Below are 23,348 nucleotides of genomic sequence, written 5' to 3'. Positions count from 1 at the left end.
ACGGTGTTCGCGCGGACAGGCTTAGGGGTGTCCGTCCGATGTTGGGGTCGGTGTTGGGGTGTCGGAAATGCCAGGATCAACGCGCGCCGCGACGGCCTCGACCGCGCATTCGTGAAGTGGCGGCTTGTCGTCTGGACACTAGGCTCACCCATATGCCGGAGCCACCATTACTCGAAAGAGACCAAGAATTGGCGGCGGTGATGTCCGCCGTCCGCGCCGCGTCCGGAGGCTCCGGTTCGTTGACCGCGATCGTCGGTGCCGCCGGTCTTGGCAAGACGCGGCTGCTCGCGGAGGCCGGGCGCGTCGCGGCCGCCAAGGGATTCGACGTGTTCACCGCGCGTGGCCTGGAACTCGAGGGTGACATCGCCTTCGGCCTCATCCGGCAGAGCTACGAACCGCATCTCAGCAGAATGGATTCCGCCGATCGTGAAAGGCTGCTGGCCGGTGCCGCCGGAAAAGCCACCGCCGCCGTGCTTTCGGACGCGACCGACGCCATACCGACATCGGGCGATTTCGCGATACTGCATGGTCTGTTCTGGCTGACGGCGAATCTGTGCGAACGGGCGCCGGTCGCGTTGATACTGGACGATTTGCATTGGGCCGATACCGCGTCGCTGCGGTTCCTGGCCTATCTGCTGCCCCGGATGGGTGCACTCCCGATCGCCGTCATGGTCGCGCATCGGCCGGAAGAGCCGAACGGGCCGCAGCAGTTGCTGAACCAGATCGCCACCGACGCGCGGTCCACCGTGCTGCGGCCCGCCCTATTGACCGAGACGGCGAGTGGTCTCCTTGTCCAGCGCGTGCTTGCCGGGAACGCCGAGCCCGCCTTCCTGCGGGCCTGTCATACGGCAACCCAGGGCAACCCGCTCCTGCTGCACGACCTCGCGGCGACTTTCGAAACGGAGGGTCTCGTGCCGTCCGCCGACAACGTTGGCATGGTCGATGTGCTCGGCCCGCGTGCGGTCGCCCAGCGTATTTCGTTGTGGATGAACCGCCTGCCGGGTGAATGCACGGCACTCGCGCAGGCGGTCTCGGTACTCGGTGACGGCGCCGCCCTGCAGACCGCGGCGGCGCTGGCGAGGCTGCCGACCGGCGACGCCCTGCGTACCGCGAAGGAACTGGAACGGGCGGACCTGTTCCGGGTCGAGACGGAAAGTGCTTTCGCGGACGGCGTCCAGCGTGTCCGGTTCAGCCATCCCGTGGTGCGCGCGACCCTGTACGAGGTGATGGATCCGGCGGCGAGGGTCGACGCGCATCGCCGGGCGGCCGAACTCCTGAGTGCCGCGCGGAGTACGGCCGAGCAGGTGGCGTCCCACGTTCTCCGGCTGCCGCCCGCCGCGGACGAAGACGTGGTGCGCGTACTCCGCCAGGCGGCGGCGGAGGCCTTCGCGCACGGGTCGCCGGACAGCGCCACCACGTACCTGCGCCGATGCCTGGCGGAACCGCCGTCCGCGCGTGTCCACGCGGAGGTGCAGTGGGAGCTGGGCAAGGTCATGACACTGGTGGACACCGGGCGTGCCGCGGACGATCTGCGGACGGCGCTCACCCTCGCCGTCGCTCCCCGGCGGCGAGCCCAGATCGCGGTCCTGCTCAGCACGGCGTTGATCTACTTGTTCAGGTTCGAGGAGGCCGAGCGGGTCTGCCTCGGCGCGCTGGCGGATCTCACCGCGGAGGACGAGGCCCTGCGCGACCAGCTGGAGGCGAATCTCCTGCTGATCCCGATCCTGCAGCCGGACCGGCAGGACCTCGCCGATCGACGGCACGCCGTCCGGCCGATCAGTGACGAACTCGGCCAGGGCGGTGGGGCCCTGGACTGCCTGCTCGCCGCGCACCGTGCCTGGCGGTGCGATCCGGACGCCGTCGCGATCGCACTGCGGGGCCTGCGGAGTGGCGGGGTGATCGACCAGATCTATCCCGAAACGATCGCCGTGCCGGTCGGCTGGATAGTGCTGATCCACGCCGACCGGGACGAGGCCATCACGAGTATCGACGCCGCGGTCGCGCGGGCCCACCAGTACGGGAGCGTGCATGGCCTCGCGACGGCGCACGTGCTGCGCGGGGTCGCCTGGCTGTGGCGGGGGCAGCTCGCCGAAGCGGAAGCCGACATCATGGCGGGTATCGAGAGCGCCGACTCCGCCCGGCTGGAACTCGCGACCTTTCTGGGGCAATGCTTTCTCGCGGACACCCTCATCGAACGGGGCCGCCTGGACGACGCGGAGGCCGCGCTCGACGCCTTGGGCATCCCGGAGCCGGTTCCGTCACTCGGCCCGATGTTCTGGTATCTGGATTCGAGGGCGCGGCTGTTACGTCATCGGGGACGGGTCGAGGAAGCACTGGAAACCGCGCTGGCGACGGGAAAACGGCTCGCCATGCACGACGCGCGGCGGGTCCCGTCCTTCAGCTCGTGGCGGCTGGAGGCGGCGATCTGCGCGCATCTGCTCGGCCGCGACGCGCGGGCGAGGACACTGGCCGACGGCGATCTGCAGCTCGCCAGGCAATGGGGTGCGCCGCGGGCGCTCGGCCGGGCCCTGCGGGTGACGGGCGTGGTCCGCGGAGGACACGAAGGGACTCAGCTGATCCGCGAAGCGGTGGAAGTACTCGAACGGTCATCGGCCCGGCTCGAGTACGCGAGGGCCCTGGCCGACCTGGGAACGGCTTTGCGGCGGACCGGGCGGCGGGTCGAAGCCCGGCGGCCGCTCGTCCTCGCGGTCGAGATCGCCGAGGCCGCCGGGGCGGTTCCCCTGCACGGGCAGGCCCGCGGCGAGCTGCGGGCGGCTGGCGGGCGGCCGCGCCGGACCGGTGCCACCGGAGCCGCGTCGCTGACCCCCAGCGAACGGCGGGTCGCCGAACTGGCGATCGCGGGCGGTACCAACAAGCAGATCGCCGAGCAGTTGTTCGTCACGGTGAAGACCGTGGAAGTCCACCTCACGAACGCCTACCGCAAGGTCGGCGTCCGCCATCGCGAGGAACTGGCGTCCGCGTTGACGCCGGAGAAGTAGATGCCCCGGCGCGTGGGCCGGAGCGGCGGCAATCTGCCGGTGACGACCACGAGTTTCGTCGGGCGCGATCGCGAGCTCCACGAGGGGCGCCGGATTCTGCGTGCTCATCGGATCCTGACCCTCGTCGGCGGGGGAGGCGTCGGCAAGACCCGGCTGGCGGTCCACCTCGGCGCGAGAATGGCGCGGGATTTCCCCGGCGGTGTCTGGCTGGTCGACCTGGCGCCGCTCGGTCCGGGCGCCGACGTCGGCGGCGTGGTGTCGGCCGCGCTGCCGGACGGGCTTCCCGGTGACACCAGTTCCCTGCTGATCCTGGACACCTGTGAGCGCCTGCCGGACGAATGCGGTGCGTTCGTGAGTGAGCTGATCAAGTACACGGGGACCCGGATCCTGGTCACCGGTCGCCGTCCCCTTGCCGTGCTCGGCGAGCATCTGCTGGAGGTGAAACCGTTCGGGACGCCGGACGCGATCAAGTTGTTCGCCGAACGCGCGCCGGGCTTTTCGCTCCCGGACGAGACGGCGCCGGAAGTGGCGGAGATCTGTTCCCGGCTCGACGGCCTCCCGCTGGCGATCGAACTGGCCGCCGCCCGGCTGCGCGCCCTCTCCCTGCCGGAATTGCTGGCCACGCTGGAAGACCCGGATCAGCTGCTGAGCCTCGGCAACCGGATCGCGCCGCCGCGACGGCGTTCGCTGGGTGACCTCTGCGCGTGGAGCCACGCGTTGTGCACTCCGCCGGAGCGCGACCTGTGGGCCCGTCTGTCCGTGTTCGCGGGCGACTTCGACCTTGCCGCGGCGGAGTCGATCTGCGAAGGCGGTGGCATCGCGGTCGAGGACGTCCTCGATCTCGTCGCCGGTCTGGTGGACAAGTCCGTCGTCCTCAGGACCGGCGACGCGTGCTACTCCTTGCCGGGGATTGCCCGCCGGTACGGTGCGAAACAGCTGTCGCACACCGGGGAGAGCGACCACTTCCAGGACCGCCAAGCGACATACTTCCTCGGCCTGGCAAGGAAACTACTCGACCGTCTTCGGGAAGAAGGGATTCCCGGTGTTCATGCCGCCATGCGCCGTGCAAGCAGGGACTTCTCCGAAGCCGCCGCGTACCTCGCGGCTCGGCCGGGGTTCGGCGACGACGTCCTGGACCTCCGGACCCTGCTGCACCGGGCCCCGGCGGATCCGGCGCGGACGGCCGAGGAAACCGTCGCTTCGGGTGATTCGGCGGCACTGGCCCGGCTTGAGAACGCGTTCCACACCTATGGGGAACAGGGCGACCAGTTCCGGCTGCGCCAGTGCGCACGTCGTCTGGCGGTGGTCGCGTGGAATTCCTCCGATCGTTCGGCGCCGGACCGTGTCAAGCGTCTGGTCGAACACGCCACGCTGACGACCGGTCCGTGCTGGCGGCCCTTGCGAACCGTCCTGCTGGCGTTGGCGCAGCTCCGCGATGACTCGCCAGGCAAGGCGGAGAAGTCGTTCAGGCGGGCGCTGGCCGAGCTTCGGAATTCCGGGGAGTACCTGTGGATCGCCCTCTGCTGTGAAGGAATGGCACTTTGCGCGCAGGCGAGCGGAAACCCCGTACGCGCGGCGCGGTTGCTCGGGTTCTCGCGGTCGATGACGGAACAGACGCTCGGTGAGGTCATCGAGTACGCGACAGGAGTGTCCCTCGCCGAACCGGACCCGGCCGGGACATCGGCAGGCTCCGGACTGACACCGCGGGAATACGAGGTCGCGGAATTGATCCGCGACGGGTTGACGAATCAGGCCATCGGTGCGGAACTGGGCATTTCGAAACGGACGGTGGAAGCATATGTCGTACGCGCCATGGCCAAACTGGGCTTCAGCAGGCGCTCGCAGATCTCCGCCTGGATCGCGAGCGAACGGCGTTTTCCCTTGTCCTGAGGGTCATCGCGCCGCGAGACGACGATGCCCGGCGGCCCAGGCGGCGATCTGGGTACGCGTGGTGAAACCGAGCTTGGTGAGGATGTGACCGACATGCGTCTCGGCCGTCCGGCGGCCGATGACGAGTGATTCCGCGATTTCCTGATTGCTCAGTCCCTTCGCGACCAGGTCGGCGATCTCCCGTTCCCTCGAGGTCAGCAGCGAGCCGTCCCGGACGGCGCGAGTTGACGCCTTCCCCGGTTTTCTCTGCGTGGCATAGGAGATCGCCTCCTTCTCCGATAACCGGGTGCCGAGCCGGTAAGCGGACTCGAACTGGTCCTTACCCATCGCCGCGCGGACGGCGCGTTCGCAGCGATTGTGATGCGTGCGTAGATGCGCCAGGCCCGAAAGCCTGCTCCCGATGGTCTGGCGCATTGCTTCCGCGGCGCCGAAAACCCTTGCCGCGCGAACGTTCTCACTCGAATCGGCGGCCGCCCACGCGAGCGTTTCGAGGCAGAGCGCGACCAGCCAGCGTTCACCCGCGTCCGCGCCGATCCGCAGTGCCTGCGCCGCGGGTTTGGCCGGGTCGCCACGATCATGCCGGAGGAACCGCTCGATCGACTCGTACCAGAGCAGGTAGCCGTTCGAAACGGTCGCCGGATGCGGGCGGAGCAGGGTCCTGGTGTGTTTGATGGAGGCGAACGCGGCCGGGTCGCCGGCGAAGCACCGGGACATCACCTGCTGGAACATCGACAGCCTCGCGCTGTCAAGGTCACCCGCCTCCCGGTGCAGCTTGATCGCGTCGCCGAATCCGGTGACGGCGCCCGCCGGATCACCTTCGAACAGCTCCGCCAGCGCGGAGATCTGGACTTGGTGCGCCGTCGCCGACGCGTCGCCAATGAGCTCGGCGACGTCCCGGCACTCGCGCAGCAGGACTCGCGCGGCCGGGCAATCACCCTGGAGCAGTGCGAGCCAGGCGTTGGTCCATAACGCTTTTGCCTTGGCCGGGGTTGGCTCGGGAGCCCGGACGAGTACTCGATCGAGCCAGCGGCGGCCCTCACTCAGCGAGCTGCACGCCCGCCGATGCGTGCACAACGACGTGGCCAGTTCCAGCGCGGTCTGCCGCCCGTCGTCCGAGTCGAGGTAGGACTCCAAGGCCAGACGCAGATTCGCGCTTTCGGCGTTGACCCGCTTGTACCAGGCGAGCTGATCAGGGCCGACCCATTCGGCGTCCGCCCGTATCGCCAGCCGCCTGAACCATTCGCGGTGGTGCCGTGTCACCGTTTCCTGCTCACCCGTTTCGGCGAGGCGATCCTTGCCGTACCGGCGGATCGCTTCGAGCATCCAGTATCTCGTCCGCCCGTCCGTCTCGGTGCGCCGCAAGATCGATTTCTCGACCAGGCCGGACAGGACGTCACCGAGGACGACACCGTCGAGGCCCTTGCCTGCCACCGCGGCCGCGGCCGCCAGGTCGAATCCCTCCGCGAACACCGAAAGCCGCGACCACGCCGTGCGCTCCGGCGGTGTGCACAGGTCGTAGCTCCAGTCGACCAGGGCTCGCAAGGTCCGATGCCGTTTCGGCGCGGACCGGTTTCCGGTGACCAGCAAGGAATAACTGTCGTCGAGCCGGTCGAGGAGCTGGGGGAGCGAGAACGCCCGGACGCGGGCGGCGGTCAGCTCGATGGCGAGCGGGACGCCGTCCAGCCGCCTGCACAGCTCCACCACCTGGGCGCGATTGCCTTCGGTCACGGTGAAACCCGGCTGCACCGCGCTCGCCCGGTCGGCGAACAAGGCGATGGCCTCGTACTGCGCCAGCATTTCCGGCGCCAGGTACCCGGTCGCTTCAGGGACCGCGAGTGGCGCGATCCCGAGTGTGCGTTCGCTCGTGAGGCCGAGCGGCTGCCTGCTGGTGGCGAGGATGCGCAGCCCGTCGGACGCCGACAACAACCGGTCGGCGAGCAGGGCACAGGAGTCCAGTAAATGCTCACAGTTGTCCAGTACCAGCATCAATCGCTTGTGCGACAAGAAAGCGGCGAGGCCAGCCCAGGGCAGGGCGGTGTCGATGTCCACCCCCAACACGGCCGCGACCTTGACGGCGACGTCGTCGGTGTCGTCCAGTTCGCCGAGTTCCGCGAGCCACACCCCGTCCGGGAACACCTGGCGCAGCCCGGCGGCGGCGCGTAAGGCCAGCCGGGTCTTGCCGACACCACCCATCCCCGTCAACGTCAGCAGCCGCCCACCGCCGAGCGACCGGCGCACCTCGGTGAGTTCACGCCTCCGCCCGACGAAGCTGGTCGCCTCGGCGGGTAAATCGCGCATGCTTCGGGGGAGCGCTTGGAGCATGGGCGTCCTCCTCGGCCTCACCGGTGGCGGGGGACAGCTAGGGTCTCCAGTGACGATAGTCGATGAACTCTAGGCTATTCGGGCGAAACCGACTGATGCGGATGCGACTCTCGCTGATGGTTAATGACCCACCGGCGAAGGTGGCACACACGGAACCGGCGCCGCCGTTGAAGGAGCCGGGCCGAGCAGGCCACCGACGATGCCGAGAATGGTCTCCACCACTGAGGTGACATCACAAAGGGCTCCCGGGACGGCGTCGGGGCCGGGAACCGCCGGGACGCCAGGAGGCGGGCTCGGCGGAGGAGCGGGGCTCGGACCGGGCGTGGGCTGTAGAGCCGCCGGGGGCGGCTGAACCGGTGCCGTCGGTGACGGCTGTGGTGAAGGCGGTACCGAAGGGACGGTGACGGGTACCTGAGGTGACGGCACGGAGGCGGCGCGGGCCAGGGTTTGCTCCTGGTTCCCCGGTTGCGCCGTCATGCCGCCGTTGTAGGTGTTCATCCAGGCCAGCACCAGGTTGAGGTAGCTGGTGGAGTGGTTGTAACTGAGGACGGCGGAGGTGAGCCCGCCGGAAGTGGCGAGATCACGGCCGCCCGCGCAGAGATACCTGGCACCGGCCAGTGCGGCGTCGTACATGTTGTGCGGACTGGCGAGCGAGTCGCCGTTGCCGTCCGATGCCCAGCGGGCCCAGGTGCCCGGAATGAACTGCATGGGCCCGACCGCGCGATCCCAGACGGGGTCGCCGTCCCAAGTGCCGCCGTCGGTGTCGGAGATCGCCGCGTACGGGCCGCCTTTGAGCACGGGACCGAGGATCGGCTGGACCGTGGTGCCCGCGGAGTCGAGCCTGCCGCCGCGAGCGTGCCCGGATTCGACCTTGCCGATCGCGGCGAGCAACGCGACCGGGACACGGCAGTTCGGCTGCAGAGCGGTCAGCCGCGACTGGGCGTTCCGGTAGGCGTCGAGCACCGCCGCCGGGATCCCGTTCGTCAGCGCGACGGCCCCGCCGTCCCCGAGGCGTGGCACGGGAGGAAGCGGCCGGCCGTCGGCGATCGAAGGAAGTGCACCCGACGGCGGTGGCGCGGTGGGCGGGGTGTCGCCGTCCGCGCCGGGTGGACGGTCCGGCTGCCTGGCCGGGAGCGGGGCAGGCGGGGCGGATCCGTCGGCGGGCCGGACGGCAGCGGGCGCCGCCGACGCGCCGACGGCGATCAGCAAAGCGGCGGAGAGCCCGAGAAGGCTCACCGGCGGATGTCGCGGGACACGATGTCCGTCACTGTTCGAATCGGTCAAAGCGATTCACCCCTCTCGGTCACGAAATGTTCAGATCAATCCCTCTTGCAGTGCGAAAGCGACGGCGTGCGTCCGATTGCGCAAATGGAATCGGCTGACGACGTCGTGCAGTGTGTTCTTGATGGTCCGTTCCGAATAAGACAGCTCCTCGGCGATCTCCTTGATCTCCTTGCCCTGTGCGATCAGCCGCAACACCGTCGCCTCCCGGTCTGAGATCCCCGAGAGCCGCCAGCCGCGTGGCGCCAGCACCTGGTTCTGCAGCCGGGAAACCTGATCGAGCAGCCGCCCGAGCAGCCGGGGCGACAGCACGCCCTCCATTGCCGCGGCGTGCTCGATCGCCGTCGTCAGCCGCTCCGGGGTGGCTTCCGATCTGGAAACCACCCCGCAGACACCGGCTTCGACCGCGGCCAGCAACGCCGCGTCGTCGGCGATGGAGAGCACGGTGATCACCCGGGTGGCGCCCAGCGTGCGCAGGGTCCGGATCAGCTCGATGGCGGGCGGATCGATCACGTCGACCACCGCGATCGCGACAGCGGGCTCCTCGTCGACCATCGTCAGTTCCGGCCGGGACCGCAATTGCGTGATGACCCCCGCCTCGGAGATCGGATCCAACCCGCGTACGTGGACCGGAATTCTCTGCTGCATGACTCCACCGCCTCCTTCGCCCTCCAGGGCAGTCATGACTGTTTCCTCCAGGACAGTCTTCGGCGGCCGCTCAACAACGGCTCAACATGACGGAAGGCGAAGGGGGTGTGCCGGGTTGCGAAAGCCACTTTCGCAACTCTTGACGGCGGTCGGTCCAGGGGGTCGTGAGTGGTCGGTCATGCCTGCTGAATCCGGTCCAGGACCTTCTCGACGAGGCCGGGGACGACCGCCCTGATCTCTTCGACGGAAACCACCCCGAACAAATGGCCGGTGGTCTTCTTGTCCCCTGATCGCGTCTTGAGTTCGTCCGGCCTCAGATCCGTCCAATCGTGATGGACGGTGCGCCCGTCGCCGGAGCCGTGGCCCTCGCGCATCTCCACCTCGAAGGTCAGCAGCGTCCTGGCGAAATCCCGGTCGAACGGGATTGCCGGCCCGCCGCCCGCGTCCGGCTTCGGCAGGAAACCCGGCGCCTGTTCGACGACGTCCGCCGTGGCCTGCATGGCATCCCCGACCGTGCTGAAGGCGTCGCCGCCCGAAAGGCTTCCCGCGGCTCCCAGCACCATTGCCTTGAACGCCGCGAGCGTGCCTGCCCGGAGGCCGCCCGCGTCGACGAAATCCTTGCCGCCTTCCCGCCGCACACTGACCGGACGCACCTCCACGGTGAAGTCCACGCGTACGTCGTTGTCCCCGACCTCCTCGTCCCGGACCACGAACACCTTGTGGCTGTTCTCGTCGAACCAGGCCATGATCTCGGGGAAGGTGCCGGCGCACGACTTCGGCTGATCGGAGTAGTAGAAGTCCAGCTTCGGCGCGCCCTCTCCGGACCCGAGCGTTCCCTGGTGCGTGGGAGCCGCGGCGGGATGCCAGCGGTCCAGGCTCTTCATCGCGTCGCCACCGACGTTCTGGAAGTACGTCTGCTTGATCACGCGCAACGCGGTACGCGGGGCGAGGTTCGCGGCGACGAAGGCCTGCAAGCCCGGCCCGTTCCTGGTCCGCACCAGCCGGACCGCGGGATGCGCGCCGCGTTTCGCCAGTTCGGCCCGGAACTCCTGCGCGAAATAACCGAGGAACAGCTCTTCGGCCGCGGCGTCCGACGGCTGGGCAGGCAGCATCAGAGCACTCCTTCCGTTGTGTGGTCGCGGATCAGGCTCCGCTGAACAGTTCGTCGGTGATGACCTCGGCGATCCGTTCGGGCGCCAGGCCGCCGAGTGCCTCACCGAGTTCCGCCTCGCTCATCCCGAGGTTTCGCGCGAAGGCGGGAAGTCCGGCACGGACCGTCGCCGCCGCGGCGACGGCGGCCTCGGTGACGAGGTCGTCGACAGCCCGCAGTTCCTCGGCTCCGACGCCCGCGTCGAGAAGCTCCTTCCTCGCCGGAGCCTGTCGCACGGCCTGTTTGAGCATCTCGGTCACCTTGCCGCGCATCTCGTCACCCGCCCACGGTGCCGCCTTGCCCGTGTTCCCGGCGGCCTTGCCGAGGGCACTGACCAGCGTCGCGGTGAGCTGCTCGACCTTGCCCGCGGCAGCCATGCCGTTCAGCGCCCTTCACTCAGGTGATCGGGCGGGTACGGCGCCGCACCGCTCTGCGCGGCCCCGAGACCGAGCAGGTGGTCGTCGATGTCCTTGATGATTGCCTTCATATCCGCTCCGGTGACGGCCTGCGCGACCGAGATGTCCAGGTGGCTCACGAGATGCGCGACGACTTTCTGCACCACGACCTTGACGAGGTTCAGCGAGAGTTCCTGGGTCATGTCGGTGGCGATCTCGTCGGCGTTCACGGCCATCGTCGCGAGGAGTTCGCGGACATCCACGAGGTACTGATGGTGACCGGGGTTGCTTTGCGCGGTGTTCTCCCGGATTTCGTTCGCGGCCTTCTCCTCGTTCTCCCGCAGCGCGGTCTCGATCGAGGTGATGAATTCGTCCGGTGCGTCATTCACCAGGAAATCACGGGTTTCGTCGCGGATGGTCTCGAGCTTTTGGTCCACCTCCTCGGCGGTGACGGTCGCGGCCGCGCTCACGGCCGTCCCGGCGACGGCGATCAGTTGCGCCTGCTTCGCCGCCTCCGCGAGATGTCGCCGGAGTTTGATGACCCTTGCCTTGAAGTAGCTTTTGATCAGGGGTTCGGTGGACACCCTGATGAACTTCCAGCCAGGGATGTTGGTCGCCGGGATGGCGATCACGTCGAACGCCTTCGAAACCAGATACTGCTGCTCCCCGCAGACCCGCTCGGCGACGAGCGCGGAGTTGGTGTCCAGGAGCTGATAGGCGTAGTCCGGCCCCTTTTCGTCCTTGAGTTCGCCTGCCTTCGCTTGGACCAGCTTGCGGTCCGCCGCGCGTTTCAGCACGTTGACGACGGCTTGAAGGGCGGCCACCATCGAGCCGACCCCCATGTCCATTCCGGGAACCGAGAGGGTTCCGAGGGTGCCGAGGATGACACCCAGCGCGGAGAACGCGCCGGTCACAAGCAGGCGTTTGCCCCTGCTCACCTGGGCGTCGGCAGCCGTTTCCCAGACCCCGGAATCCACCTGTTTCTTGATCTCCGCGCCGACCTTGAGGAAGATCGTGTTGTATTCGTTGAAGCAGCGGGGGATCTCCGTCAGCACCTGCTTGTGCTGCTCCAGCTGAGCCGGGGTCTGGGCGCCCAAGATGTTGGCGGCCAGGTTCCCGACCTTCCCCTGCATGTTCCCGGTCCATTTGGCGCCGAACTCTTCGAGTTTGCCCGCCAGTGTGGTGATGCCGTGGCCCTGGTCGAGAACCCGGATCCATTCGTATTCGTCCCGGAGGTCCTTGATCTCCGCGACGAGACGGTCGTTCACGTGGAGGGTCCGCAGGAAATTGCCCGCGACACCGCCCTTGGTGAGTTCGCTCGACAGACGGCTTTTCTCCTCGTCGAACGCCGTCTGGGCCTGAATCCCGTCGATCTGGGCTGGTTGCGCGTCCGGGGCGGCCCGCGCACGGGGTTTGAAGTTCTTCCCGCCCTTGTGCTCCGCGTCTTTGAGGGCCTTCCGCATGAGGCGGGCCACGGAACCCGGGTCGGCCAGCTTGAGGGCGTGCACGAACTTCTTGCCGCTTTTGCCGATGCCTTCGATGATGACATCGGTGAGACCGGCGATGCTCTTGTCGTCGAACTTTTCGGGCATCGGACGCGCTCCTTTCAGTCGTACTGGGGGTCAGCTCGGGTTCTGGACAGCTTGCAGCGCGTCCTCGATCGCCTTCTCGATTTCCTCCGGCTCGAAGCTGCTCAGATCGAGGCTGTCGTCCTCACCGAGGAGGGAGATGATGTCCTCCGCGACCGTGTCGAGTTCCGCGATGATCTCGGGTGAGAGTTCGTCCGGGGCGGCGTCCGGCTCCGGGAAGGCGACCCCGTAGGCCTGGAGGGTGGCGACTCGGTCGGGCCCGGCGGCGTCGATCTCGTCGAAGAAGCCGGTACTGGCGGCGACCAGGTCGGCGCGCCCTCCGGACGCCTGCTCGACGAGGACGGCGACCTTCTCCCGGAAGCCGGGCCAGGTCTCGCCGGTCCGGTCCCATTCCCCGACGAGCGTGGTGACCTGTTCGGCGATCCAGGGGAAGGTCTCTTCCCGGTTGTAGGCCGCCTCGTCGGGGGACGCCGAGTCCGGGACGGTGACGGTGATTCCGTACGCCTGGAGGGTGGCGATCCGGTTGGGTCCGGCGGCGTCGATTTCGGTGAAGAAGCCGGCGGTGGCGGCGATGAGGTCGGCGCGCCCACCGGATTGCCGGTCCGCGTAACCGGCGACGGTCTGCTGGAAGCCGGGCCAGGTTTCGTCGGTGCCGTCCCATTCGGCGATGACCGCGTTCACGAGCTCCATGACCCAGGGAAACGCCTCGTCGCGGTCGTACGCCGCGGCGGGCTCCGCGACCTGATCAGCGGCTTCCTCCTCCGGTTCGGCGGGTGCGGCTTGCTCGGACAGCCGGTCCACCGCGGCGCCGAAGCTATAGCGGAGGTCATCGGCGCCGTCGCGGCACAGCTCCTCGACGGCGTACAACTCGCGCTCTTCGCGGAGAACTTGTTCGACCGCTTCGACTTCGTACTGATCCACGTCCTGCTGTTTCAGTGCCTCGATGAAGGCGCTGAAGTCCTCTTGATTTCCCTCGTACGCGGCGCAGAACGCCTCCGACCATTTCTGGGGGTCCGACTCGATCGTGGGCGCCGCGGCGACCAGCGCGTCGAGTACCGTTTCCTCCACCATGCGCCCTCATCTCCTTTGTCCGACAAGCTGAAAGTACGGTCGAGCGGATCGGGCCGGCATACCTTCGAAGGCACCGGCGGGGGCACGGTCGCCTGCCCCGCGCCGTCAGTCGCCAGGCCACCACCGGTGCAGCATCGAGTTTTCGTCGCGTCGCCGCCGCGAAGTCGCGGCAAGGGTGAGCGTTCCGAGCAGAAGCAGGCTGACGCCCATGCCGATGGCCACGGCCGGGGACGCCCCGGTGTTCGGCAGCTTCCCGCGATTCCCGGGAGTCCCGGGGCCGTTCGCCGGTTTCGCCCCGCGGCCCGGCGTTTCGACGGTGCCACCCACGTTGCGGGCCACGCCGTTGTCGGTACCCGCGTTCGGGGCGGTGGTGTTACCGGTGGACGGCGTCGAAGGCGGTGCTTTTCCCGGTGCCACGGTGACGGTCGCCGCGTCGAGGCCGGTCAGGGGCTCACCGGTATCGGCCGAACCGGCGAGCGGAGTGGCTGTGAAGGACGCAGTGTTCGTCAGTTCGGTGACGCTTTCCTCGGCGGGGACGGTGAAGGTGCAACGCACGCCGTGCGCGGCACCGATCCGCAGCAGTGCCTCGCCGCTCAAGGTGAAATCGCAATCCCGCGCGCGGTCGTTGCGTACTTCCACGGTGAGCGGCACGTCGCCGATATTGCGTACGGTCACTGAGAAATCGACGTGCTGGCCGTGTTTCGCCTCCGCTGGATCGGCCGTGGTGGCGATGGCGATCGCGGGGTTGATCACGGTCACCCGCAACGGCGGCGTGCCGACCCGCATCTCGCGGCTCGCCTTGTCGACGGCCGACGCCGTCGCCTGGTTGTCGAACGACCGGTCGGGAGTGGCGGGGCACTCGACCGTCGCCGACTGGCCGGGGGCGAGTTCCGGGATCGGTTTCGGCTTGCAGTCCGGCAGCGTCGGGCTGGCCACCGCGACATTCGCCACCGGACCGTCCTCGGCCGTTCCGGTGTGGCGCACGGTGAAGGTCAGCGTGGTCTGGCCGCCGACGCGCACGGTGGACGGGTCGGCCGCCTGGGTGAGTGTGATCAGTGGTTCCAGCACGGTGATGGTGACCGGAGCCGCGGTGCCGGTCACCGGATCGCCGTTGACGTCCGCGGCGGTCACGGTGGCCTCGATCGGGACCTTCCCAGCCCGCGAAGGCCGTGCGACACAAGTGACGTTCGCCGACCCACCCGGGTCGAGTGCCGGGATCGGCGGCGCGGCACACAGGTCCGCCACCGAAGCCAGCGCCTTGGTGAGGGCCTCGTCGGGTTCGTCGCCGGCGTTGCGCACCTCGAAGGTGAGCTCGACCGTGTCACCGAGGTAGAGCACGTCCTTGTCGACCTTGGTGGCGACGGTGATCGCCGGATGGATCACGGTCACGAGGACCGGCTGGCCGTCCACCGTGACGCCGCCTTGTTCGCCGACCCCGGTCATCCTGCCCGAACTGGTGAAACTCGCGGCTGGAGCCGTTGCCACACAAAGGAATTCCACCGGTTTACCGGCAGACAGGGTCGGTGCCGGTGCGGAACAGCCACTGGCCGCGGAGTCGGTGTAGGTCACCTGGGTCAGGTCGGTCGCGGTGTTGTTGAGCAGGCGCACCGCGAACGTCACGTCGGCGCCTTCGCGCACCACCAGCCGATCGGGCAGCCGCTCGACCGCGTAGTCCACCGGAGTCACCTGGACGGCCGCGCTCGCCGCCGCGCGCACGGTGTTCTGCTTGCCGGTCGTCCCGGCGAGATACGTTCCGGCGACCGAGGCCTCGGTCGTGAACCCCGGTACGACGCGGGCGGGCTGGAGACAGGTGACGTCGGTGGATGCGCCGGGTTCGAGCGCCCGCAGTACGGGTGGCGCGCAGCGGATGCCGTCGTCCTCGGTGTCGGCGTTGCCGTCGTTCCGGGTCACCAGGTCCAGGTCCAGATCGGTCAGGCGCAGCGCACCCTCGTTGCGGATCCGCAACGCGAAGGTGGCCATGTCGCCCTGCGCGACCGGCGAGGCGGGGCCCGTCATGGTGAGCGACACCGCCGGGGCGACCGTCTCGGCGAGCACGAGGCTCTGCAGGACCACGAAGTCGCCGACGCTGTTCACGCCGACCTCGATGGACCCGTCCTCGTTGTCGGTCAGCGCCGGTTTCACGGTTTTGACGTCCACGCTGAGGTTGTTGGTCGTCCGTTCGGCTGGTGCCAGCGGATCGACGGCCCCGGTGGCGCACGAGCGGAAGAAGTCCGCCGCGCTCGCGTCACCCGAACAGGGCTCGGCCATCGCGACGCCGTCGACGACGAAGTTCTCCTCGCCCTGCCGCCAGTCGCCGTCGAACCCGGTCAGGCCGATCGCGACGTCCGCGGTGGAGCGCTTCGGCGACACTCCCGGCAGCGTGACGCTGGTGCCGGTCAGCGACGGCGCCAGACCGGGCAGCAGACCGGCGACCGCGTTCAGCGGCCCTCCGATCAGCCTCGGCAAGGCGCCCGGCAGCAGCGGTTCGAGCAGTCCCGGCAGCAATGCCGCGCTGCGGGGCAGATCCTCGGTGTAGATGTCGATCACCCGGGGGGAGAGATAGGGTGCGACGGGCTCGCCGTAGTCGAAGACCAGCACGATCGACCAGCCGCCGGCGCAGCCCGGCCCGCTCGGCGCCCAGACGTTGCTCACCGACAGCTTGAGCGGGCCGTCGGTCGACGCGCCGTCGAAAGCGGCGGTGACGTCCGCCCAGTCGGTGTAGATCCGGCTTGCCTCGGTCAGGCCGTCCGTGGTGGTGAAATGCTCCGGAGTGAGATCGACCGGCCGGGGTTTACCGCCGTCGACGGCGATCCGGGGAGCCTGCCCGGCGGGTTCCGCTGCCGCGGGAAGCGGGGGAGCCTCACCCTGCAGCAGGATCGGGCGGACGCAGTTGACCCCGGAGAACCCCAGGAACGTTCCCGTATGCCCACCCCAGTTCAGCTGCGCGTGCCGCACCTTCGCACCGGGTGGGATCTTGAGCTCGGCGCTGCTGGAGTTGAACGAGTCGACGCGGCCGTCGTCCTTCGCCTGGTGGACGTAGTAGCCGTTGTTGTTGCCGCTGTTCTCCAGCAGTACGCCGCCGCCCGGATTCCGGTTCCTGGTGGCGGCCGCGCAGCCGGCGGGCGGATTGTCCCCGGCCACCTCGTCACCGACCGGGCAGCGCAAAACGCTGTTGCCCGCCATGAGCACGTCCCCGTACACCGAGTCCCGGTAGGACGGTTTCACGGCCGGGCTCAGCGCATCGGCGTTCTCCTGTGCCACCTGCTCCACCGGAGCCGGGCCCGCCGGTTCGTCGCGCCCGATCGCCAGCAGCGGGATCGCGACCAGCAACAGCAGGAAGACGGCGACTGAGTAGCGGGACATGGACGCACTCCTCGGGCTCTCAGTGCTCGGTGATCGAGGTGCGGCGCCAGCGGGCGCGGGTCACCTCCGGCAACTCGCGCACGGTGGTGTGGACGTCGAGTTCGGCGGTCCGCACCGGGGGATCGGCCGGCCGCAGCCGGGACGGCTGGACCGGGGCGGTGACCGTCAGATCGACCGCGGTGCGCATCGGCACGCCGAGCGCCGCCCACAGGTCGTGGCCGCGTCCGCCCGGTGTCCAGCCGAGCCGGACCGGCAGTGCCGAGCCGGCGTCACGCAGGCAGCCACAGAGGAATTCCACGCCGAGGGCGTCGTGCTCGGCGTGGGCGCCGATCACCGCGCCGAGCAGTTCGTGCTCCTCCTGGGTGTCCGACGCCCACGCGGTGACCAGATAGGACAGGTGATAGCTCCGGGGCGGGGCGACCGTCCCGGTGACCCTGCCCTCGTCGTTGCGTACACGTACCCGGGCGGCCGTCACGCCGTCGAGGTCTTCGCTGATCCCGTACAGGAACACGTTCACGATCCCGGCACGCTGCGGCCTGCGTTGCATACCGGCGAGCAGATGGGGTGGGTCGAAGCCGACCACCGTACCGGGCGACAGTTCGGCGGTCAGCCATTCGCGGAGTGAGGAAGCCAAGTCAGCCAGCACTTCCCGAGTTTCGGACACCGGGGGGCACGGGGGCGACGGCGTCGCGGCCCGCCACGAGGTCACTCGGCGTTGCCCCCGAGTGCAGCCGCTCCTGGCCACGACAGTGCGCGTCGGCCCCGTCTCGGCGGCGATCCCGGATGCCAGCCTGGACACCAGGTTCCTCATCCACCCGCTCGAATTGGGAGAATCGATGGCCAACTATCTGGCACCAGGTGTGTACGTCGAAGAGGTGTCGTCGGGATCGAAACCCATCGAGGGTGTCGGCACCGCGGTCGCCGGATTCGTGGGATTCGCGGAGAAGGGCCCGGTCGCCGAACCGACGCTGGTCACCAACTGGACCCAATTCATCCGGACCTTCGGCGGTTTCGTCGAGGGTGCGTACCTCTCGCATTCCGTGTACGCGTTCTTCCTCAACGGAGGCGGTTCCGCCTACATTCTCCGGCTCTCCTCGGGCGAAGACGACGCCGTCGCCAAACCGCGGCTGGGTGCGGCGCTGATTCCCGCCGCCGGTGACGACGGACGTCACGCGTTCGAAGTCAGGGCCCTCGCGCCGGGTGCCGACGACGGGCTGACCGTTTCGGTCGGCGCGGCCAGCGAACCGGCCGACGGCGCCTTCCGGCTCGACGTCCTGCGCAACGGCAAGGTCGAGGAATCATTCGACAACGTGACCGTGAAGCGCGGGCCGAACAACGTGGCCACCGTGCTGGCCAAGCAGTCGAAGCTGATCACACTCGAACACGCCAAGAACGGCACGTTGACCACACCCCGCAAGGACACCACCACCGCACTCGCGGTCCGTGAGCCCGCGCCGCGCCCGGTTCCGGTGACGGAGTACGTCGGCGACCCGATCGAGCGCACCGGCATCGGCGGCTTCGAGGCCATCGACGAGATCACCATGGTGCTGGCACCCGATCTCATGTCCGCGTACCAGCGCGGAATGATCGACGCCGACGGGGTCAAGGCCGTCCAGCTGGCGATGATCGCGCATTGCGAGCTCATGTCGGACCGGGTCGCGATCCTCGACCCGCCGCCGGGACTGAACTCCAGGCAGATGCGGGACTGGCGGGCCGACATCGCCGGCTACGACACCAAATACGCCGCGCTCTACTGGCCGTGGGTACAGGCACTCGATCCGACCACGGGGAACATCTTCGCGCTGCCGCCCAGCGGGCATATGGCCGGGATCTGGGGCCGCAGCGACGAGACCCGCGGTGTCCACAAGGCGCCTGCCAATGAGGTCGTGCGCGGGGTGGTCGGGCTGCAGACCGTGATCAGCCGGGGCGAACAGGAACTGCTCAACCCCTTGGGTGTCAACTGCATCCGGGCGTTCCCCGGCCAGGGGATCCGGGTCTGGGGTGCGCGAACGCTGTCCAGCGATCCGGAATGGCGCTACATCAACGTGCGGCGGCTGTTCAACTACGTCGAGGAGTCCATTCTCAACGGGACCAACTGGGTGGTCTTCGAACCCAACGACGAATACTTGTGGACCGCCGTCCGCCGGGTCGTCGGCGCGTTCCTGCAACGGATCTGGCGCAGTGGCGCACTGGCGGGCCGGGCGGCGGAAGACGCCTACTACGTCAAATGCGACGAGGAGAACAACCCGCCGGAGTCCCGCGACGCCGGGCATTTGTTCATCGAGATCGGGATCGCGCCGGTGAAGCCCGCCGAGTTCGTCGTCTTCCAGATCTCCCAGATGCCGCACGGCGCGGCACTCGAAGAATGACCACCCGTCCCGAATCCAGGAGTAGTGAACGATGACCAATCCGATGCGCTCCCAGACCGCCAAACTCGACACGACGAACACACTGGTCAGCGCGGCGCGGTTCGTGATCCAGTTCGACGGGCAGAACAGCCCGACGAACAACGGGCTCGCCTTCTCCGAGCTGACGGGCATCACCTCCGAAGTCGAGGTGACGGAATATTTGTCCAGCAACGGTTCGGGTATCTCGCTGTCGAAGCAGTTCGGCAAGACCAAGCCGGCGACCGTCACGCTGAAACGCGGAGTGGACACGGACCTGACCTTGTGGTCGTGGCATCAGCAGGTCCTCCGTGGAGATCCGGCGGCGAAGAAGAGCTGTTCGCTGATCCTGCTCGATTCGGCGGGCCTCCAAAAGCAGTCGTACCATCTGCTCAACGCGTGGCCGCAGAAACTGGACATCGGCAACTTCAAGGCGGGCGGCAGTGACGCGGCCGTCGCGACCGTCGTCATCGTCTGCGAACAGATCGACGTCGACAACCACACGTCGGGGAACAAATGACGGCCCCCGTCGCCGAGCACCCGGTGCTGCGGACCGAGTACCCGTTCCAGCTGCCCCGCGGTTTCGTGGACGAGGAAGGCCGCGTCCACCGGGAAGGCCTGCTGCGGCTGGCCACCGCCAAGGACGAGCTCGTCGCGCAGGCGGAACCGCTGGTGCGGCAGACCCCGGCGTATCTGTCGATCTACCTGATCATGCATACGGTGACCAGACTCGGCACGCTGCCCGCGGTCGACCGGTTCGTCATCGAGCATCTGTTCGCCTCTGACCTCGCGTTCCTGCAAGACCTCTATCGACGGGTCAACCAGCAGGGCCACACCGAGGCCGAGGTCGCCTGCCCCGACTGCGGGCACCAGTTCCTGATCGACGTGGCGGGGGAGCCGCCGCCATGACCGAGACGACGGACCGGTTGTGGGAGGAGATCGTCTACATCGCCTACCACCTGCACTGGTCCTTCGCATCGATCCTGGAACTCGATCACGCGACCAGGGCGAGAGTGATCACCGAAATCGGCGCCATCAACGCCCGCCTCGACGAGGCGGTCCGCGAATACTGAGAGGAGGCCGCGATGGCCCGCTGGCCGTGGCGCCGCGCCCGTCCGATGGCTGCCGGTCCGACCGCTGCTCCGATGGCTGCCAGTTCGTCTGGTGCGCCGATGGCCGCCGGTTCGTCTGGTGCGCCGACGTCCGCCGGTTCGTCTGGTGCGCCGATGGCTGCCGGTTCGTCTGCTGCTCCGATGGCTTCGGTGGACGGGTCGCCGGGTCGCCGACGGTCCGCTTGGCGGTCGCTTCCCCCGCTGCGGGCCACCGTGCCGGTTCCGGCGCCGCTGACCGTTCGCGGTGCGCCGATCGGTGTGCTGCACCGGCTTTCGGTGCGGTCGTTGAAGGCACGCACCGGCGGCCCCGCCGGGCGGATCGGCGGCATCGTCACCGCGATCCCGGTCGGGCGTGACCTGGTCGACCTGCCGCTACGACGGCGGAAAGTCCGAAAAGGACGATTGTTCGCCGAACCGTTCGACCCTGAACCCGTCGATCCTGAACCTATCGATGAAGTGCCGCCTGTCGACCCTGAACCTGTCGACGATGTGCCGCCCGCGCCCCGGCGTGTCCTGGCCCGGCCGAGGACGGCGTCGGAGCCGTTGACCGTCGCGGAGGTGACGGAACCGCGAGCACCGGCGCTGCCGTGGAAGCCGTCCGACTTCGTTCACCTGGCATACCAGGAAAAGGACCGGCAGCTCGCCACCGCGTACGCCGAGGTGAACCACGAGCCGCGACCCAAGCCGAACCGACGTCCGGCGCGGCCGCCGGTTCCGGTTCCCAGCCGTCCGGAGACTTCACCGACACCGGCTGCCTCGGAGCAGCCCGTGTCGAAACGAGCCGTGTCGGAGCAGCCTGTGTCGGAGCAGCCCGTGTCGCGGCGGCCGGAAATTCCGGTGGCCGTTCCTGTCACTTCGGCTCCACGGCCTCGGCGCGCTTCGCTCGCGGAGAGCAGGCGGATGGGCATCGGCATCACCCATCCTCATCCGCCGACCGTCGCACCGGAGCGTTCCGACGTGATCACTCCGAGGGATGAACCCGTTGGTGATTCCGAACCGCCGGAGCCATCTCGCGGCGAGCAGGCGCAGATTACGCCTGAGCCCCTCGAAGCTGCGCCGTCGCCTCCCGCTCGGGAACCGGTCGCCGCTTCGAACGAGGAGGAACCTCAGCATAGTGCCCACGTTGATGAAGGAATTGGGACGCTCAACGTCCCAATTCCTTCATCAACAAGCCCAGGACCACCTGCGAAAACCCCGTTGCCGCGAAACGGCGACGGAACCCGCGGCAGCGAACCAGGCGGCCACACCAACCCTCACACCAACCCTCCTTTCACTTACCCCTCAAGCGAACACGAATCGCCGCTCACGACCCACCCGCACAGGCACACCACCTCCGCCTCGCCGCCCGATGAGCCGGTGAGTTCGATCAACCACTCCGCGGACGGGCGGCGGTCTGTCACGGAACGCGCTGTGCACCCTGCTGTCGTGCGGGACTTGCCTCGCAACTCGACGGATTTGGTCGGGCGGGCTCACAATGCGCCAGGAGACGTGCGTCGGCGCGTCCCGGAAGCCTCTCGTTCGAGAAGTGAGCGAGCCTCCTCGGGCGGGCAGGGAATTCCGGCTGTCGCCGACGTGCGGCGGTCTGTCACCGAAATCGCTGTTCCCGAAGTTTCTGTGCCGAAGGCTGCGGCCGTCGAACCGACCGCGCCGGTCCACCTGATCGGCCAGGTAAGTCCCACGCCGACGGACCCGTCCACCCAAGACCGAACGACAGCTGCGCACTCGAAATCGCCCGCGCCGAGTTCCGCGAGAACGCCCGGGTTCGTTCCCCGGACGGCCACCCCTGCACAGCTTCCCGATCCCGCCGAGACTCGGGTATCGCGGCCGGACGATTCGCCCAAGCTGCTCTCCTCATCCTCCGAACCTCCTCGGCCGGCATCCTCAGCAGCGCCACCGTTCGCCGACACCGTGCCCCACCCGATCGCCCGTCGCCCGGAGAGAACCGCGACGTTCACCGTCCACCCGCAACTCGCGCCCGGCTTCACCGAAGGGCCGCGCCAGACTGTTCCGGCGGTGATCGAAACGGTCGTCCCGGCCGCGTTGATCGCGCCCTTGAAGCAGGCTCTCGGCGTCGACGTGTCCGATGTGCGGGTCCGTCGTGGCGAGGAGGTGACGGACACTGCTCGCCGCCTCGGCGCGCGCGGCTTCACCGCGGACGAGGTGGTGCACGTGCCCGACAGCGCCGGACCGCTGGACGGCAGGGAGGCGGCCCCGGTCCTCGCGCACGAGCTGACCCACGCCGCCCAGCAGCGGCAGTTCGGCGCGGCGCTCCCCGGGCTGGAAACGGTGGCGGGCAGGCGGTTGGAGGCCGACGCGGTCGCGGTCGAGCAGTGGGTGGCCGACGGGGCGAACGGCACCGCGCCGCCGGTCCGCGGCCACGAAGGACCGATGCAGCTCGCCCGCGAGGACAACCGAGACGAGGACAACCGAGACGAGGACAGCCCAGCCGAAGACAGCCCAAGCGAGGAAGACGAAGAAGAGGAGCCCGCCAAGGGCAAGCGAAAGAGCAAGCCGGACGACGGCACTTACGGCCCGCTCGACTGGGGCAACGTCTCGAAGCCCGCACGTGAGGAACAGGTCGGCGGGTTCCGCCGGCTGACCGGTCTCCGGCTGCCCACTTTATGGGGCAGGCCCCGGAAACCACCCAGCGAAGGAGTTCTCGACGAGTTCCGCCGGAGGACCGGCGCGGAACTCGCTCTGCCGGACTCGTGGAACGAACTACCGGCCACGACGCCCGAGACGCTCATCGCCGAGCAGCTCAAGCGTGCGGGCAAGGACAAGCTTGAACTGCCGTCCTCCTGGGGAACAACGCCGGACGACTCGCCCGCCGGCATCCTCGTCATGGCGGATCACCTACGACGGCAACAAGAGAGAGCGGAAGCCGAGTCCGAAAAGGACAGTGGGCCACCGGGAAGCGGCCTGCCACCGGGTAGCCGCAAGCCACTGGGCCGGCCCAGTGCGCCGGAGCTTGCCGGCATCGTCGGCGAACTGGCCGACAATCCGCCCCGCCGCTGGCTGGATCTCGACGACCCGGACCACTTCGAAGAGATCGCCAACCGGATCTACAACACACTGCATACGAGGCTGCGCTTCGAAATGCTCGTCGATCGCGAGCGGTCCGGCACCCTGATGGATTTCGGCTGA

16 protein-coding genes are annotated in these 23,348 nt (G+C 68.5%); 7 read left to right on the top strand and 9 right to left on the bottom strand.

Going from position 1 to position 23,348, the window contains the following annotated elements; genetic code table 11:
- Positions 1–152 precede the first annotated feature (152 nt).
- Both AB0M65_RS20090 and AB0M65_RS20085 read left to right on the top strand, forming a co-directional pair.
- The gene (locus AB0M65_RS20090; protein ID WP_364029339.1) at positions 153–2,999 is read left to right on the top strand and encodes an AAA family ATPase; all 2,847 of its coding nucleotides are present in this window, start codon (positions 153–155) and stop codon (positions 2,997–2,999) included.
- Positions 3,000–4,889 carry a LuxR C-terminal-related transcriptional regulator gene (locus tag AB0M65_RS20085; protein WP_364029337.1) on the top strand — a complete coding sequence of 630 codons (1,890 nt, stop codon included), beginning with the start codon at positions 3,000–3,002 and terminating at the stop codon, positions 4,887–4,889.
- A 3-nt stretch (positions 4,890–4,892) separates the two neighbouring features.
- On the opposite strand, the gene AB0M65_RS20080 is transcribed toward AB0M65_RS20085, so the two are convergent.
- From AB0M65_RS20080 to AB0M65_RS20040, 9 genes are all read right to left on the bottom strand, one after another.
- Complete coding sequence (locus AB0M65_RS20080) at positions 4,893–7,211, bottom strand: LuxR C-terminal-related transcriptional regulator (protein ID WP_364029335.1); 2,319 nt, start codon at positions 7,209–7,211, stop codon at positions 4,893–4,895.
- A 120-nt stretch (positions 7,212–7,331) separates the two neighbouring features.
- A complete protein-coding gene (locus tag AB0M65_RS20075) occupies positions 7,332–8,495 on the bottom strand; it encodes a lytic transglycosylase domain-containing protein (protein ID WP_364029333.1) in 1,164 nt (387 codons plus the stop codon).
- Positions 8,496–8,525: 30 nt separating this feature from the next.
- Positions 8,526–9,140, bottom strand: coding sequence for a response regulator transcription factor (locus AB0M65_RS20070; protein ID WP_364029331.1), 615 nt, complete (start codon positions 9,138–9,140; stop codon positions 8,526–8,528).
- Positions 9,141–9,316: 176 nt separating this feature from the next.
- The gene (locus AB0M65_RS20065; protein WP_364029329.1) at positions 9,317–10,252 is read right to left on the bottom strand and encodes a hypothetical protein; all 936 of its coding nucleotides are present in this window, start codon (positions 10,250–10,252) and stop codon (positions 9,317–9,319) included.
- 31 nt (positions 10,253–10,283) lie between these two features.
- On the bottom strand, positions 10,284–10,667 hold the full coding sequence (locus AB0M65_RS20060; protein WP_364029327.1) for a hypothetical protein: 384 nt from the start codon (positions 10,665–10,667) through the stop codon (positions 10,284–10,286).
- Between the two features lie 5 nt (positions 10,668–10,672).
- The gene (locus AB0M65_RS20055) at positions 10,673–12,277 is read right to left on the bottom strand and encodes a hypothetical protein (protein WP_364029325.1); all 1,605 of its coding nucleotides are present in this window, start codon (positions 12,275–12,277) and stop codon (positions 10,673–10,675) included.
- Positions 12,278–12,307: 30 nt separating this feature from the next.
- Entirely contained in the window at positions 12,308–13,345 is a 1,038-nt protein-coding gene (locus AB0M65_RS20050; protein WP_364029323.1) for a hypothetical protein, read from the bottom strand.
- 105 nt (positions 13,346–13,450) lie between these two features.
- The gene (locus tag AB0M65_RS20045) at positions 13,451–16,708 is read right to left on the bottom strand and encodes a hypothetical protein (RefSeq protein ID WP_364029321.1); all 3,258 of its coding nucleotides are present in this window, start codon (positions 16,706–16,708) and stop codon (positions 13,451–13,453) included.
- Between the two features lie 19 nt (positions 16,709–16,727).
- Positions 16,728–17,354: a Pvc16 family protein gene (locus AB0M65_RS20040; protein WP_364029319.1), complete on the bottom strand. Its 627-nt coding sequence runs from the start codon at positions 17,352–17,354 to the stop codon at positions 16,728–16,730.
- 190 nt (positions 17,355–17,544) lie between these two features.
- Between AB0M65_RS20040 and AB0M65_RS20035 the strand changes: the two genes are divergently transcribed.
- The 5 genes from AB0M65_RS20035 to AB0M65_RS20015 all read left to right on the top strand — a co-directional run bounded on the left by AB0M65_RS20035 (position 17,545) and on the right by AB0M65_RS20015 (position 23,348).
- Positions 17,545–19,077 carry a phage tail sheath subtilisin-like domain-containing protein gene (locus tag AB0M65_RS20035; RefSeq protein WP_364029355.1) on the top strand — a complete coding sequence of 511 codons (1,533 nt, stop codon included), beginning with the start codon at positions 17,545–17,547 and terminating at the stop codon, positions 19,075–19,077.
- 31 nt (positions 19,078–19,108) lie between these two features.
- Positions 19,109–19,612, top strand: coding sequence for a phage tail protein (locus AB0M65_RS20030; RefSeq protein ID WP_364029317.1), 504 nt, complete (start codon positions 19,109–19,111; stop codon positions 19,610–19,612).
- Complete coding sequence (locus AB0M65_RS20025) at positions 19,609–20,001, top strand: phage tail assembly protein (protein WP_364029315.1); 393 nt, start codon at positions 19,609–19,611, stop codon at positions 19,999–20,001. Before AB0M65_RS20030 ends, AB0M65_RS20025 begins: the two co-directional genes overlap by 4 nt.
- The gene (locus AB0M65_RS20020) at positions 19,998–20,165 is read left to right on the top strand and encodes a DUF6760 family protein (RefSeq protein ID WP_364029313.1); all 168 of its coding nucleotides are present in this window, start codon (positions 19,998–20,000) and stop codon (positions 20,163–20,165) included. Before AB0M65_RS20025 ends, AB0M65_RS20020 begins: the two co-directional genes overlap by 4 nt.
- A gap of 1,947 nt (positions 20,166–22,112) precedes the next feature.
- Positions 22,113–23,348, top strand: coding sequence for a DUF4157 domain-containing protein (locus AB0M65_RS20015; RefSeq protein ID WP_364029311.1), 1,236 nt, complete (start codon positions 22,113–22,115; stop codon positions 23,346–23,348).

It is taken from the genome of Amycolatopsis sp. NPDC051071, assembly GCF_040682875.1.
In the GTDB taxonomy this organism is placed as follows: Bacteria; Actinomycetota; Actinomycetes; order Mycobacteriales; family Pseudonocardiaceae; genus Amycolatopsis.
This window is presented reverse-complemented; position numbering and strand designations above follow the sequence as displayed.

Excerpts from the sequence above, each read along its gene's own strand:
- AB0M65_RS20070 (WP_364029331.1), bottom strand. The coding sequence starts at position 9,140 with ATGCAGCAGAGAATTCCGGTCCACGTACGCGGGTTGGATCCGATCTCC.
- AB0M65_RS20050 (WP_364029323.1), bottom strand. The coding sequence starts at position 13,345 with ATGGTGGAGGAAACGGTACTCGACGCGCTGGTCGCCGCGGCGCCCACG.
- AB0M65_RS20080 (WP_364029335.1), bottom strand. The coding sequence starts at position 7,211 with ATGCTCCAAGCGCTCCCCCGAAGCATGCGCGATTTACCCGCCGAGGCG.
- AB0M65_RS20020 (WP_364029313.1), top strand. The coding sequence starts at position 19,998 with ATGACCGAGACGACGGACCGGTTGTGGGAGGAGATCGTCTACATCGCC.
- AB0M65_RS20055 (WP_364029325.1), bottom strand. The coding sequence starts at position 12,277 with ATGCCCGAAAAGTTCGACGACAAGAGCATCGCCGGTCTCACCGATGTC.
- AB0M65_RS20030 (WP_364029317.1), top strand. The coding sequence starts at position 19,109 with ATGACCAATCCGATGCGCTCCCAGACCGCCAAACTCGACACGACGAAC.
- AB0M65_RS20090 (WP_364029339.1), top strand. The coding sequence starts at position 153 with ATGCCGGAGCCACCATTACTCGAAAGAGACCAAGAATTGGCGGCGGTG.
- AB0M65_RS20045 (WP_364029321.1), bottom strand. The coding sequence starts at position 16,708 with ATGTCCCGCTACTCAGTCGCCGTCTTCCTGCTGTTGCTGGTCGCGATC.
- AB0M65_RS20035 (WP_364029355.1), top strand. The coding sequence starts at position 17,545 with ATGGCCAACTATCTGGCACCAGGTGTGTACGTCGAAGAGGTGTCGTCG.
- AB0M65_RS20025 (WP_364029315.1), top strand. The coding sequence starts at position 19,609 with ATGACGGCCCCCGTCGCCGAGCACCCGGTGCTGCGGACCGAGTACCCG.
- AB0M65_RS20085 (WP_364029337.1), top strand. The coding sequence starts at position 3,000 with ATGCCCCGGCGCGTGGGCCGGAGCGGCGGCAATCTGCCGGTGACGACC.
- AB0M65_RS20065 (WP_364029329.1), bottom strand. The coding sequence starts at position 10,252 with ATGCTGCCTGCCCAGCCGTCGGACGCCGCGGCCGAAGAGCTGTTCCTC.
- AB0M65_RS20060 (WP_364029327.1), bottom strand. The coding sequence starts at position 10,667 with ATGGCTGCCGCGGGCAAGGTCGAGCAGCTCACCGCGACGCTGGTCAGT.